This window comes from Chryseobacterium sp. WG14, from assembly GCF_024586945.1.
Taxonomy (GTDB): Bacteria; Bacteroidota; Bacteroidia; order Flavobacteriales; family Weeksellaceae; genus Chryseobacterium.
Window position 1 is genome coordinate 567,999 of record NZ_JALCZD010000002.1, and the last position, 14,298, is coordinate 582,296.

At 36.0% G+C, this 14,298-nt stretch carries 16 protein-coding genes and 1 riboswitch; of the genes, 7 read left to right on the top strand and 9 right to left on the bottom strand.

The window, feature by feature from the left end; all coding sequences use genetic code 11:
* The first annotated feature begins 16 nt into the window (after window positions 1-16).
* Both MP478_RS05810 and MP478_RS05815 read left to right on the top strand, forming a co-directional pair.
* Complete coding sequence (locus tag MP478_RS05810; protein WP_257199883.1) at window positions 17-814, top strand: hypothetical protein; 798 nt, start codon at window positions 17-19, stop codon at window positions 812-814.
* 33 nt (window positions 815-847) lie between these two features.
* Window positions 848-1,029, top strand: a riboswitch (cobalamin riboswitch).
* A gap of 114 nt (window positions 1,030-1,143) precedes the next feature.
* Window positions 1,144-1,527, top strand: coding sequence for an acyl-CoA thioesterase (locus MP478_RS05815; RefSeq protein ID WP_047487307.1), 384 nt, complete (start codon window positions 1,144-1,146; stop codon window positions 1,525-1,527).
* A gap of 59 nt (window positions 1,528-1,586) precedes the next feature.
* Here the strand turns inward: MP478_RS05815 and MP478_RS05820 are convergent, their stop codons facing one another.
* A complete protein-coding gene (locus MP478_RS05820; RefSeq protein ID WP_230041004.1) occupies window positions 1,587-2,177 on the bottom strand; it encodes an HD family hydrolase in 591 nt (196 codons plus the stop codon).
* An 8-nt stretch (window positions 2,178-2,185) separates the two neighbouring features.
* Complete coding sequence (locus tag MP478_RS05825) at window positions 2,186-2,881, bottom strand: hypothetical protein (protein ID WP_257199884.1); 696 nt, start codon at window positions 2,879-2,881, stop codon at window positions 2,186-2,188.
* A 389-nt stretch (window positions 2,882-3,270) separates the two neighbouring features.
* Here MP478_RS05825 and MP478_RS05830 point away from each other — a divergent pair, with 389 nt between their 5' ends.
* From MP478_RS05830 to MP478_RS05850, 5 genes are all read left to right on the top strand, one after another.
* Window positions 3,271-3,600 (top strand): PadR family transcriptional regulator, encoded by a 330-nt coding sequence (locus tag MP478_RS05830; RefSeq protein ID WP_047487297.1) that lies wholly within the window; start codon window positions 3,271-3,273, stop codon window positions 3,598-3,600.
* A 10-nt stretch (window positions 3,601-3,610) separates the two neighbouring features.
* On the top strand, window positions 3,611-5,332 hold the full coding sequence (locus MP478_RS05835) for a PspC domain-containing protein (protein WP_257192109.1): 1,722 nt from the start codon (window positions 3,611-3,613) through the stop codon (window positions 5,330-5,332).
* Window positions 5,333-5,645: 313 nt separating this feature from the next.
* Window positions 5,646-6,224, top strand: coding sequence for a 1-acyl-sn-glycerol-3-phosphate acyltransferase (locus MP478_RS05840; RefSeq protein WP_230041007.1), 579 nt, complete (start codon window positions 5,646-5,648; stop codon window positions 6,222-6,224).
* 30 nt (window positions 6,225-6,254) lie between these two features.
* Window positions 6,255-6,683 carry a PaaI family thioesterase gene (locus MP478_RS05845; RefSeq protein ID WP_230041008.1) on the top strand — a complete coding sequence of 143 codons (429 nt, stop codon included), beginning with the start codon at window positions 6,255-6,257 and terminating at the stop codon, window positions 6,681-6,683.
* A 234-nt stretch (window positions 6,684-6,917) separates the two neighbouring features.
* On the top strand, window positions 6,918-7,883 hold the full coding sequence (locus MP478_RS05850; protein ID WP_257199885.1) for a chorismate-binding protein: 966 nt from the start codon (window positions 6,918-6,920) through the stop codon (window positions 7,881-7,883).
* Window positions 7,884-7,966: 83 nt separating this feature from the next.
* Here the strand turns inward: MP478_RS05850 and MP478_RS05855 are convergent, their stop codons facing one another.
* From MP478_RS05855 to MP478_RS05885, 7 genes are all read right to left on the bottom strand, one after another.
* Window positions 7,967-8,167: a hypothetical protein gene (locus tag MP478_RS05855; RefSeq protein WP_047487286.1), complete on the bottom strand. Its 201-nt coding sequence runs from the start codon at window positions 8,165-8,167 to the stop codon at window positions 7,967-7,969.
* A 5-nt stretch (window positions 8,168-8,172) separates the two neighbouring features.
* The gene (locus tag MP478_RS05860) at window positions 8,173-8,775 is read right to left on the bottom strand and encodes a MarC family protein (RefSeq protein ID WP_230041010.1); all 603 of its coding nucleotides are present in this window, start codon (window positions 8,773-8,775) and stop codon (window positions 8,173-8,175) included.
* Window positions 8,776-8,819: 44 nt separating this feature from the next.
* Window positions 8,820-10,559: a BatD family protein gene (locus MP478_RS05865; protein ID WP_257192103.1), complete on the bottom strand. Its 1,740-nt coding sequence runs from the start codon at window positions 10,557-10,559 to the stop codon at window positions 8,820-8,822.
* A complete protein-coding gene (locus MP478_RS05870) occupies window positions 10,559-11,302 on the bottom strand; it encodes a tetratricopeptide repeat protein (protein WP_230041012.1) in 744 nt (247 codons plus the stop codon). Before MP478_RS05870 ends, MP478_RS05865 begins: the two co-directional genes overlap by 1 nt.
* 98 nt (window positions 11,303-11,400) lie before the next feature.
* Complete coding sequence (locus MP478_RS05875; RefSeq protein ID WP_230041013.1) at window positions 11,401-12,408, bottom strand: VWA domain-containing protein; 1,008 nt, start codon at window positions 12,406-12,408, stop codon at window positions 11,401-11,403.
* Window positions 12,408-13,400, bottom strand: a complete 993-nt coding sequence (locus tag MP478_RS05880; RefSeq protein ID WP_257199886.1) for a VWA domain-containing protein — start codon at window positions 13,398-13,400, stop codon at window positions 12,408-12,410. The genes MP478_RS05875 and MP478_RS05880 overlap by 1 nt, the downstream gene beginning before the upstream one ends.
* Window positions 13,393-14,289 carry a BatD family protein gene (locus MP478_RS05885; RefSeq protein ID WP_257199887.1) on the bottom strand — a complete coding sequence of 299 codons (897 nt, stop codon included), beginning with the start codon at window positions 14,287-14,289 and terminating at the stop codon, window positions 13,393-13,395. The genes MP478_RS05880 and MP478_RS05885 overlap by 8 nt, the downstream gene beginning before the upstream one ends.
* Between the last annotated feature and the right edge of the window lie 9 nt (window positions 14,290-14,298).

Consider the following 14,298-nt stretch of genomic DNA (forward strand, 5'->3'; position numbering starts at 1 on the left):
TCAAAAATTTATTATAATGATTTCAGTAGGCAAAGCATTCTATCTATCTGCATTTAGTATTTTCTCTTTAGCATTGGTTAAAGGCCAGAATAAGGTTCCTTTTGGAGTGGTAAAAGCTGAAGAAGGATATGCCAATGTACGCGTACATAAGGATAATTACAGGAAGATTGTAGATAAGATCCGTATGCGTAAAGGGGATGTTTTTGTTTATGTAAAGCCGGCGCCGGGAGAAACGGAATGGATCTGGATCAAATATCCTGAAAAACAGGACGAGGAAAAGCCTTTTGTAAGGTATGAAACTCTTGATAAGGAAGGAATGGTAAATAAAGATCGTATTGCTTATATTGACCAGCTTCCCCAGTATACACCTTCCAAATCCAAGAATGGAAAGTCGCTTATTTTCACCGATAATTCTGACCCTAAAATCCCCACAGCCCAAAGGAGTAAAGTAGTTATTGATATTTACCCATCCAATGCCGGATACCGTAAAAAGGAGAAAGATGCTGATGGAAAACTCCTTACTATCGATAAAGTAAAGCCATGGGGAATAGGCAATGATCTCCCTGAAGGCATGACCGAAATTAAATCAATCAGGGTTCAGCAGCCTGGAAGAGGTTCTGTTTTTGTAAGGGAAGCTATCAAAAACATGTTTCAGCCCACCATGGATTTCAATAATGTGGCGGTAACCTCTTTAGATAACGACAATATCTTTCTTTATATGATCAATGGTTCAGGAGAATACAGATATACAAGTCTTTGGACCATTAAAAAAGGAAGAGTGATCAGTCAGATTATTTACCATAATCCGGAATAAATTCATTATTTTTGCCCCGAAAAAGTTTAACGCTTATTCATCATGGAAATAGGTTCTGCCTAACAGCAGATTAAAAAGGGAATCGTGTGAAAATCACGAACTGTCGCGCAACTGTAAGTAACTGAAGTCTTTTATTAAGATCCACTGTGCGGGGCATGGGAAGGGGATAAAAGATGTTACAAGTCAGGAGACCTGCCTTTTTCTTAAACAAAAAACTTTCGCGATATGAAGTTTATTGATCTGATGGATTTTTTCAGGGATTTCTTGGATTCCTGTTATTATTCTGTTGTTTTAATAGTATTTCATTTCGCTTTAATTAATAATGAAATATGACTACAGAAGAAAGAATTGAAGCATCTGAAACCAGAATATTTAAAGCGGTTTTCCCTAATACAACGAATCATTATGATACACTTTTTGGAGGTACGGCTATGCAGCTGATGGATGAAGTAGCCTTCATTACTGCTACCCGATTTGCAAGAAAAAGAGTGGTAACCGTAAGCAGTGATAAAATTGATTTTAAAAAACCTATCCCTGCCGGAACTATCGTTGAGCTGATCGGAAAGGTTGCCTACGTTGGAAAAACCAGTATGAAGGTCAATGTAGAGATCTACACGGAACAGATGTATTCTTACGAAAGAGAAAAAGCAATCATTGGCGACTTTACTTTTGTAGCCATTGATGAATTCAAAAAGCCAATCCAAATCCTATAATTATAAAGTTTCGGGCGGCCTTTGGCCGCCCGAAACTATTTATAGTAAGAACTAAGCTTTTATTTGATCACTTTTCCGGTTTCCAGACTTCTGGTCAGCAATAATTCAAAAGCCTCTCCCATCTCATCAGAAGCTCTGCAGATGGCATTTTCAAGCATGCTTCTAATTTGTTTTTCCGTAACTCCGGCTTCTGTCCAGCTTTTTCCTGAGGTATGTGAATTGAGGATAAAAGGAATAATTCTGTCAATAGCACACGCAAAAATAGCATCTGGCGTTATTTCTTCTTCAAATTCCAGCCATAAATTGAAAAACTCCGAACGTAACGGCTCGTCTAAAATTCCAAAGATCTTTTGAGCAGAAACTTTTTCCCTTTCAAACTTGCCAACCATCGCTTTTTCATCAAAAAGAAAAGTATCGCCAGCCTCAATTTCAACCAAGTCGTGAATGGAAAGCATTCTGATAACTCTCAGGAGGTCAATATCAGCACGGTTTTTTGCATAAGGATATAAAATCTGTGCAAGAATAACAATCTGCCACGAGTGTTCTGCAGTATTTTCCCTTCTTGAATCATCTGCATTATAATTTCTTCTTTGTACGTTTTTCAAAGCATCTACTGCCAGGATAAAATCGATTTCTTTCTGAATTTTCATTGTATTATTTATCTATTATATTGCCCTGCCGGATATACCTTGGTTCTGGTAACCCATTTGTTATTTATTTTTTCCCTGGTAATCACTTTTACACGGTCTTCATTGGTCATATCTTCTTCCCTTTCCAATACCTTTTCTAATCCTTTGTTAGGAATTACTTGATATTCTGTAGTAAAAATCATGCAACATCCGGATTTTCCTGTGGCAACAAGGCGCTTACGCTTGGCATCTACACCGAATAATCCAAAATAATTGGAGCCAATTTCCGTAAGCTCCTCACTTTTCACAAATGCCATTCTGGTACTATTAAATACATAGACATCATAGGATGCACTACTGTAATTTCCTTTATTTCCGTTTCTAATAGCTATATCTTCCGTTCCGTCAAAGTTAAAATCATCAATAATGAAAGGACTTTCCTCATGGGTCAGCTGAATCATTTTTCCGGGTACCAATTTTTGACCTTTGTTTAAATAAAATACCAGATCTTCGGAAGTAAAAGTCTGAACTTTGGTGTTCTTATTGTCATACAGTTCTATTGTTCCCCTGTCTTTACACTGCTCATCAAAGCAATTTTCAATATTAATAATAGCATTATTATAGTTCTTTGATACTTCTTTAACTTCAAACTGATATTGTCCAAAACATAAAGGGCCTAGCAGAATACATGCAGATAAACTTCTGTAATAATTCAAAATTTTCATAGTAATAGCAAATAGATTTAGGTGTTTTTTTATAAATTATTACAACAAAAATACAAATCATAACGCCCATTTCAAAATCTCTTGGCCGTAGATAAAGAATGAATTTTATTCAAGATTTGCTATAGAACACCTCCATTTCTATTCAGCCTATCTTCATTTATTTACCATTTTTGGGACTATTCTGGTCTCATTCCTTTTTTAACAACTCGATAAATAAAAATTATAATACTGATTATCAATTATTTAATTGTTTTATTTTAAAAATTACACTACTTTGTATTGCATATTACCATTTTAATTACATATCTTTGTAATGTAAAATCGGAATAAGCTCATCTAGCTAGGAGCAATATTCTAAAATATAACCAATTAACAAAAACTTATCAAAGATGAATACCGAAAATACCAAAGCGCAAATGCGAAAAGGAATTCTGGAATTCTGTATTCTAAGTCTCATCAATCATCGCGAAATGTATGTTTCTGATCTGATAGATGAACTGAAAAAAGGAAAACTGGATGTTGTGGAAGGAACCCTCTACCCACTTCTGACAAGGCTTAAAAATGGAGAGTTTCTCTCTTACAGATGGGAAGAATCTACAGGAGGACCACCCAGAAAATATTATCAGATCACTGAAAAAGGAAAGCTTTTCCTGAATGAACTTCAAAACACCTGGAATGAACTGACAGCGTCAGTAAGCCAAATCACTCAACAACATTAAAAACAAAGCTATGAACAAGACACTCTCAATAGGACTCGCAGGTTTTTCTTTTACCATAGAAGAACACGCATATATAAAGCTCAGCGATTACCTGAACGCTCTTAGAAGCTCACTGGATGCTTCTGAAGTAGATGAGGTAATGCACGACATAGAAATAAGAATGGTAGAGATCTTCAGAGATTCTCTGGGAAAACGTGAAGTGATTAATGATATTGATGTAGAAAAAGTAATCGCACAGATCGGAACTCCGGAAAAAATAGAAGAGCAGGAAGAGGCTTATTTTTCTGAAAAAACAACAAATAAAAATAACTACTCAGGTTCCAATTATACGGATAAAAAGCAATTGTTCCGTGATCCTGAGAAGCAAAAGGTTGCAGGAGTTTGTGCAGGTTTAGCACAATATGTAGGAATGGATATTACGGCTATGAGAGCCATCTGGTTAGGAATTTTCGTCTTAGGAATTTTTACCGCAGCTATTTCTTCCTCATTGATCGGACTTTTATATGTTATCCTTTGGATCGTTCTTCCAAAAGCTGAAACAGCAGCAGATTTCCTGAAAATGCAGGGAAAGCCTATGAACTTCGACAATCTTAAGAATGAGTCTAATAAATTAGTACAGTTTGCTAATGAATCTACTCAGAGAGTCGGAGAAATATATAACGAAAACAAACCTTATATCAACAACGCAGGAAGCGGAGTCTGGAATATTTTTAAATATATAGTGGGCGGAATCTTTGTGCTGATGGCTGTAGGAAGTATTATTGGAGTATTTGTAGTCTTTGGCCTTTTTGGAATGGATACAGATTTCCCTGGTGCCAATCAGATCAGATTCTATATGGATGATAACGGCCTTGATAAGGTATTGGCAGCTATAATGGTTATCGGAAGCTTAATCCCGGCTATTATCTTTAGCTTATTAAGCATTAAAATATTCTCTCCAAAAACTAAGCTGAGAAATATCGGATGGGTAATAGGTGGACTATTTCTTCTGTTAATCGGATTAGGAACTTACTTTGGATTAAGTATGGCAAAGAAAAACCTGATCTACAGAGGCAGCAAAGAAGACACAGAAAATGTAGCTATCAATACCAATTCTGACACCGTTTATCTAGATGTAAAACAGGTAAGCATCCCACAAAACTTCAAAGCTTATGATGATGATATTTATTCTGATAAGAGATTCGTTTATGAAGAAGATTATATTTCTGTAGACGTAACGAGAAAACCGGATATCAAAACCCCTTATCTGATCATTAAAAAAGAAGGAAACGGCTATAACTTCCCTATTCAGTTAACGGTACCGGTAGAGGTTGTTGATAACAAAGTGATACTTCCAAACTACGTTAAGTATCCATATGAACACAGATTCAGAGACTACAGAGTAAATTATGAACTGGTAGTTCCTCAAAAAGCAATTGTTATTCCATTAAAAAAAGACAGCATCAACTTCGATGGGGATCTGGATGGTGACGGCATCAATGATGATGATCAGGACAGAGATGAGAACCAGCATGGTATAAGAATCGAAAAAAATAAGATTACAGTAAACGGTTCTACAATAAACTATGATCCTAATGATAAAGACAGTGTGATCATTAATGGTAAAAAAGTTCCAAACTACCAGGCTGAAAAAGTAATTGATTCTGTAACGTCCGACATCAAAAAACTGAACAAAGATGTAGACATCAAGATCAAAGACGGAAAAAACGAAATTTCCATACAAACTAAATAATTAACTTCAGAGAGTGCGAGAAGGTGTGAGTGGATAGCAACCGTTTGAAATTCACACTCTTCTTCTCTCAGAAAAGAAAAAATATCATATTATTTAGTTTCCTATGTGAAAAAAAAGCTTTACTTTCGTAGTATTAAAATATAATAACCAACCAACAAAAAACACACCCCTATCATGATACAATTTGCCCTGGAATTTGTTATGAAAATCGTAGATTTAATCAACGGTTTGTTTTAAGAGCGATAATATTTCAATATATTTGTAAAGTATAACCAAAGTTTGGTTATACTTTTTTGTTTTAATCCAAGAATCTATGAAAAAACTGATAGGCAGACTAATGCTAAAATTATTGGGCTGGAAAGTCGTTCTGCAGGGCGATGTAAACAGCCTGAACAGATGTATCCTTGTGGTGGCACCACATACCCATAATATGGAATACATTTTAGGAAATCTTGCCTACTGGTCTTTAGGGAAGCCATTAAAGATCATTATTAAAGATGCCCACACCAAGGCATGGTATGGAAGCCTTGTAAGAGGACTTGGAGGTATCGGTATAGACAGAACTCAAAAAAATGATCTGGTCAACTTTGTAGCGAATCAATTTGCAAAAGAAGATTTCAGCCTGGTTATTACCCCGGAAGGAACAAGAAGCTGGGTTCCGAAATGGAGAAAAGGTTTCTATCACATGGCATTGGCAGCAAAAGTTCCTATTGTACTGGCAGCGGGAGATTTCAAAAGAAATATTGTTTACCTGGGCTATACCATTCCTTATGAAAGGCTTGCATCTGCTCCTTTTTCAGAGATTATGCAGGAAATTCAGGATTATTACATTAAAAATGATATTGGTCCTAAAATTCCGGCTAACTGGAATCCTAATATTATGGGGGAATAAGTATCATCAACAGCAAATTATCAACATACAATGAAAGGTCAGAATAAAGAAGAAATATTGGCGTTTTTGAATAACTGGGGAAACGAAACCCTGGCAAAAACACTGGAAATAAAATTCATCGACATTGATGTCGAAAATGAAACCCTTACGGCCACAATGCCTGTGCTTCCAAGAACCCATCAGCCTTTTGGAATCCTGCATGGAGGAGCCAGCTGTGTATTGGCTGAAACCTTAGGGTCAAGCCTGTCTAATATTTTCATAGACGGGAACAAATACTATGGTGTGGGAACTAATATCAATTCCAATCATCTGAGAAGTAAGAAAGATGGGCTTGTAACCGCTACTGCCCGCTTTATCAGAAAAGGAAAAACCATGCATGTTTCAGAAATTGAGATCAGGGATGAAAAAGGAGTACTCATCAACCATACGACGATGACGAATGCTATTATCCTGAAATAGATTAAAGGAATATCAATAAAAAAATAGAAGACTCAATTTTTTTGAGTCTTTTTTATATACTTACTGCAAACTTTTCAGAGTACCGGAATATAAAGTAAAGAATATTTCTTTAAAAAACAGCTCTTTTAATTTTGACATTTTTAAGACTAATAATACCTTTGCAGAAAGGAAAATCAACGTGGGAATTGCCTATAATATTTCCGGGCGGTGATTTTCAAAATCTATCCACAGCTAATGATTTATTTCAAATTTCCTTTTGACGAACAATTATATTCCACAGATAAAAATCAGAATATAAATTCCATAAATTTTTATTCTTTTGACAAACTGCAACAGGTAAGTTTTAAAGGTGAAATTACTGAGGCTGAAGAGCAGCAGATTGCAACCGGTCTTATAAACAATCCCTTATTACAGGATCAAACCCATTTTGAAGAAGAAACGAAGGAAGAATATATCCATAGTCTTCACAATGTGATTGAGGTGATAAAAAAAAACCAACTTCCTAAACTGGTTTATTCAAGAAGAAAGATATTCAGGAACTTTGATCAGATTGATCTCACAGAAAGCTTTAAAAACCTGTGCACCTCTTATCCGAATGCATTCAGGTATTTATTTAATGATGGACAGAATGCCTGGATGGGTGCTTTTTCTGAAGTTTTAGGGAAATTCAATAAGGAAACCTATGAATTTGAAACCATGGCACTGGCGGGTACGCTACCGGTTTCAGAAGAATGGGCCGAAAAGGAGGTTGAAGAACAAAAACCCGTTACCACCTATATTCAGGATATCCTTACAAATTATTCCGGCAATGTACAGCAGTCAGAAACTTACGATCATATTTCCGGCAACATCAAACACCTTCGTACAGATTTCCGGACTTATATAAAGCCTGAGGACCTTGATACCCTTATCCGGGATCTTCATCCTACTCCGGCAGTATGTGGAATTCCTAAAGACTTCTGCATTGAAAATATTCAGAGGTATGAAAAGTTTCCCCGTGAATTATATGCCGGTTACATTAAAATTGAAACTGAAGAAAGTATACAGTTTTTTGTAAATCTGCGATGTGCAAGACTTTATCAAGACTCTGTACATGTCTTTGTCGGTGGCGGAATTACCGCTCAGAGCAATCCGGAAAAAGAATGGACTGAAACAGAACTGAAGTCTGAAGCCATTCTTAAAAATCTGGCAACTTCATAAAAAACATAAAGAATTTAAATAGAAATAAGAAACCTCCTTCAGATTGAAAGAGGTTTTGTTTATTTAAATATAAGTTATCTGAGTTATTTCTTTACTCCGATTCTGCTCCACGTATCCATAACGAAAAGCAAAATAAGCCCAATAAAAGCTGCTGCCGCAGAAAATACAAACTTCAGGTTATCACTCTCTTCTGATAAAACATCTGACTGCCAATCTATAGCGTAAAGATTAATGGCAATGAATACAATAAATAGTACTAAAAATACTTTATAAAACTTCTTCATAATTTCTAAAAATTAACATAATTCAGCACCAACTGGGCAAAATTTGCGGTGAATAATTTAATTGAAATTGCCAGCAGGATAATTCCGAAAACTTTCTGAAGGATCATCAATGTAGCATCCCCTATTTTCCTTTCCAGCCATTTCGCTGATTTAAGCACCAAATATACGAAAATTGTATTAAGAATAATTCCTAAAATAATATTAATATCATGGAATTCAGCTCTGAGAGATAGCGCGGTAGTCAGTGTTCCGGCACCTGCAACCAGCGGAAATGCAATGGGAACAATGGATGCCGCTTTTGCTTCGGTGGTTTTATTGATTTCAATTCCTAAAATCATTTCCAGGGCTATGACAAAAATCACAAAAGCTCCGGCAATGGCGAAGGAATTCACGTCTACTCCAATCAGTTTAAGGATCTTATTTCCTACGAATAGAAAAACAATCATAATAAGGCCGGCAGTAATTGCAGCTTTTCCAGCTTCAATTTGCCCGAACTTCTGTTGAAGGCTTACTATAATAGGAACTGAACCGATAATGTCAATAACGGCGAAAAGAACCATAAAGCTTGTAACGACCTCTTTAATAGAGAAACCATCAAAAATTTCCATCTCTTTGTAATTAAAAATTTCGCAAAAATATGAAAATAAATTAACTATTTGCTAATTTGTGAATATAAATTAACAATTGTTTTCAAAAGTTCCTCCAGTCCTTCTACAGATTTCACAGGAGAATATTTTTCAATTTGAATTTTCTGCTGAAGTTTTCCGTAGTCTTCTGCAAAAGAAGAACCTTTGTGATTTTCAAGAAAAGTTTTAAACTCGCTGACAGAGCCCTGAAAATACTGAGCTCTTACTTCCTCATCCAATTCTTCCATTGTTTCAAAGAACTTTTCGTATTCTCCGTTATCTTTAAGATTTTCAAGATAGCTGAAATAGTCATTAATATCCGTTTTCAGCAATTCCTTGATTTCCCTTTCTGTTTCGGCCACTGATCCTAAAGATTTAGACGGTGCATTTTCCCTAACTAATGTACGTTTTTTTTGCCAAGTCTTAAATAACAGGTAAGCAACAAATAACCCCAAAAGGATCACAATATTGGTGAAGAGAATATTCCAATGGAATTTACTTTTTTCTTTTACTTTAAATGAAGTGGTCTTTAAAACCGGAGTGTTTACCGTTTCAAGCAGATTATTGGTATATTCATTTACTTTCTCTACCGTAGAACGGGCTTCAAGAACCTGCTCATGAGAAAATGCATTCAAGGCCAATGTTTCCTGCCCAAGATCGATATATTCTTTGTTCTCAGGATTAAAAAAAGCAAACTGTTCTGTTTTTATAGAAATTGCTCCCGATTTTTTAGGAATAATAACATAGTTAGCCAAAATTACTCCTTTCATCCCCGTTGTTCCTGGGGATACTTTAGAGGTGATTTTAGGGGCAAAAATTTCATAATCCGGAGACGCTGCAATTTTTGGAAGTACCATATCCGGTAAATTTCCCTCTCCTGAAACCTTTACCACAATATTCATTGGCTTTTTAGCCTCAGGCTTCTCTTTAGAGGCATTGTAAACACTTACATTGAAGTTTCCCACTGCATTTTTAAAACAGTCAGGAGCTCCTTCCGGAAGTTTTTTTACAGTAAGTCTTATCTTATTGGAAAGAATTTTATTTTTATTGGAATGAGAATTCACAGAGGCTGACACCCCCGGAACTTCTACATATCCTGCTTCATTTGGAAATACCATAAACATTGCCAGAATCTGGGAAGCCATATTTCCGGAATTCGTCGGATCTATTTCAGACCTGTTAAAATTAATAGGGTGCACATTGATATTATCCTGCTGTGGAAGATGGATATTTTTTACTTTTCTAAGATTATCCATATTTCGGGAATACACCTTCAGAACAGCAATGGTAGGCTGATCCTGGTATACTTCTCTGTCTTCTATCTCCATATTCAGATAGACGTCATTGGAAGTATTCCCGGCTAAAGATTTCTTTTCTACAAATTCTTTGACATTGACATCAAAAGGTTCTGTTTTATAGATTTTATTATTGACAGTAACCAGTACCGATCCGATTTTTATTTTTCCCTTTTTCTTAGGTTCAAGGGCTATTCTGGATACTTTCTGGGTAATCAGTGTATTGGTAGCAGGATCAATCACTGTATTGGTAACCGATCCGCTTCCGATAATATTGAATTTCGAAAGATCCGGAAGCTGAAACCCTGTTTGCTGTACAAGATCACTTCCGTTGAGTTCTAAAATGATTGTAAGATTAACAATATCCTTACCGGCATATTCAGCTTTATCAGCATCAAGGCTAAGATTTACCTGTCCGTAAGTAATTACGGATGCCAGAATAAGCAATATGTAAATCAATTTATGCTGCATCACCAATCTTTCTCGTTGCTTTCAGGCATCGAATAAGAATTCTTATTTAAAATTCTTCTGGCGGTTTCTTTTTCTTTTTCGTTAATTTTATCTAGAATTGCATTTTCAAGGTCTTTTGGCATTTTACCTTCATTGTCCTGTTTTTGCTGGGGATCATTGCCCTGGTCACTTTTACCTTTGTTTTGCTGACCACTTCCCTGATCCTGCTTCTGATCTTTTTTATCGCCTTTCTGATCATCACCTTTGTTCTGATCATTACCACCACCACCTTTTCCTGAGTTGTTCTGCTGGTTTTTCTGTTGTTTTTCTTTTTCCTTTAACTTGGCAATTTCATAATTCTTCCTGGTGGCCTCACTATACGGATTTTGCTTAAGAGCTTTTTTATAATAATCTGCAGCCTTTTCCGGCTGGTTCATCTGCATATAGCTATTGCCTAAATTATGAAGTGCCGCCGCTTTATCCGGAAGTGTCTGTGAAAACTGCTGTGCTTTTTCAAACTCTTCCTTTGCTTCTTCATACTTCTTACTTTTATATAAGGCATTCCCCAAATTGTAATGCGCCGTAAAATCTTTGTCATTGGATTTTGCGGCCTCCATATATTTTGAAGATGCTCCATCATAGTCTTTACCGTCAAATTTTTGGTTCCCTTCATGAACCAAAGTCCTGTAGTTTTCCTGCCCAAACAGAATGCCTGAGAAGGAAAAAGCAATTATAAACGATAAAAGTAAGATTTTAGTATTCATCCTTTGCAAAATTATTCCTTTAAATGTTAAGAAACAGGAGTTTATTTGTTAAAATTCGGTTAAAGTGGCCTTTAAAATAAGGTTCTCTTCTAAGAAGATTAGACATTGAAATCTTTTTTAGGATTAAAAAGAAAAATTAAAAGGAAAAATAAGATGGATACTCCCAGAAAATACTGATAGTAATGGTTGGCATTCTGTGACTTCACTATGGTTTCGGATCCTGAAGATTTTTTATTGACGGCATCAATAATTCTGTTTGGCGCTTCATTGATGTTATTTCCGTCTATATAACTTCCTCCGGTAGATTCAGCCATCTTTTTTAGAGCGTCTGTCTGTCTTTTTGAAATGACAGTTCCTCCGTTCACATCTGTTTTATATCCCATTAACTGCCCGTAAACATATTCAGGAACCGGCGCTCCCTCGTCGGTTCCAACGCCTACAGAAGTAATACTTATCCCCTCTTTATTGGCTAACCTAATGGCAGCATTGTCATTCCCTTCATTATCTTCACCATCACTGAGCAATATAACCTTTCTGGAGCCTTTGCTTACATTTTTAAACTTATCTACAGCAGCCTGCATTCCGTTCAAAAAATCGGTTCCCTGGATCTGCATGGAGTTGGTTTCAATTCCGCTGATATAGGTTTCGGCAGAATTATAATCTGTAGTCAGAGGCATGATAGACATAGCCTGTCCCGCAAAAATCACAATACCAACTTTGTCATTTTTCATCTTCTGCATAGTACCCAGCATCAGATTTTTAGCTTCAGCAAGACGGCTTGGGTCTATATCTTCGGCATTCATTGAATTCGAAACATCAAGCATAAAAATCACATTGTTTAACTTCTGGCTGCTTTTCACTTCCTCTGAGCCATTAAGAAGATCAATGATTGAAAATATCAAAAATAGAGTTCCTAATAAATATAAGGCAGGAAAAATTTTTATAAATCCCGATTGTTTTTCAAATAAATGATCATGAAACTGGCTGTCAGCAAAAATTTCTCTCTTTTTATTTTTCCATCTCAAAAAACGGATCAAAAAGATAGCTAACAGCGGCAGAAGCAACAGCAAAAATAAATACCAATAATTTCCTAAAGACCAACTCATCAGCTTAAAATTTTATAAAACACCCATCTCAACAATGCATCCAATACCAGCATTCCCAACGCAATCCACAGAAAGATCTTAAAATATTCTTCGTAATTGTAGAGCTTGGAAACCTTTACATCAGATTTCTCCAATTGATTGATCTCATCATATATTTCTTCAAGACTGCTGTTTGACGTAGCCCTGAAATATTTCCCTCCTGTATTCTGAGCCACTTCCCTCAGGGTATTCTCATCAATGGCAACTTCCGTCTCGGTAAATACAAGATCCCCAAAGATATCCTGTGATGTAGGCATCAGTGCGTATCCATTGGTCCCGATTCCTATGGAATACACCTTTATATGATTACTTTTAGCCAGTTCGGCAGCAATCTGTGGCGGAATAGCATTCTGAATATTACTGACCCCATCTGTCATCAGGATAATTACTTTACTTTTCGCTTTGCTTTTAATCAAATGGTTGACGGCTACAGAAAGACCTTCGCCAATAGCCGTTCCCGGCTCCAGCCCTGCTGAATTAAGATTTTTAATCTCATCAATGACAACCTGATGATCTGAAGTGACAGGCACTTTTGTAAAAGCCTCTGCAGCGTAAGCTACAACTCCTATCCGGTCATTGGGACGTTTCTGAACAAATTTTACGGCAATATCCTTCAGTGCTGTAATACGGTCCGGGCTTAAATCCTTCGCCAGCATACTGAGAGAAACATCTATAGACAGCATAATATCTACACCTTTTGTATCATCTCTATCCTGGGAGACTGTAAAGGTTCTGGGTCTCGCCATAGCAATAATCAGTGCAGCAAGAATGATGTACTTCGATATTTTCAAGACAAAAAGAACAGCCTGAATACCACCGCTGGAATCCATATTTTTAACGGTAGGGACTTTTATCCCTTTCCTTTTCTGTCTTCCGGCATCTTTAATAAAAAGTGGAATAAACAGTAGAAAAAGCAGTAAGAACCACGGACTGTAAAACTCAAAATTAAACATCCTTTCTTAAGTTTTCAAATTCTAAATCTTTCGATGATCTTTTTACAAAATCCCTGATATTGGCAAAATCATTTTCCATGGTTTCTTTATCAGGAAAGGTTTTCGCAAATTTCACAAGGTCTCCCCTTAAGAAAACATCTTCTATTATTTTTTCGTTATCCTGAGAAATGGTATTATTCTTTTTTATGACCTCAATAAGGTCATCGGTAAGAAGTACATCTGCAGGAAGGTGATATTGTTTGGCTATAAAGGTTCTGGAAATATCGATCAGTTCTACGTAGAATGAACGGAAATTACCTCCTTCAATATATTTTTTCTTTTTAAGAGAATCCAGTTCTTTTAATGTTTGGTTGGTCGCTACAGCCGGTGAACTCTTGGATTTTCTTCCCCATTTTACGATCATGATAATAGCCACAATCAAAGCAATAGCTGCTAAAGCTGCCAGAATATAGAATTTATAGAGCTCCCAATAATCTTTTGCATCAAGTTTAACTTCTTTATTCTTCATGATATCATTAATCTGATCAGCTTTTTGAGCGGTATTAATGACATCGATCTCATAAGGAATAGTTTTCAGTATTTTATCACCCACTTTAAATTCCAGCTCAGGAATCGTAAATTTCCCTTCTTCAAAAACAGCAAACTCTATTTTCCTCTCATATAAATTGGCATTTTGTCCGATGCTGTCTTTTGTTTCTTCAAAATGAAAAGGCAGCAACTCATTTTTGGCTGCAGAGATCACCTGCTGGTCGTGAATATTGTCAATTTTAATAACAAAATGATTGACTTCACCTAACGCAATAGTTTTCTTCTCTATATTGGAAGACAATATCTGTGAAAAAGTATTGACACAGATAAAAAAAGATAATATTAATAGTATTTTTTTCAATTTTCAAAT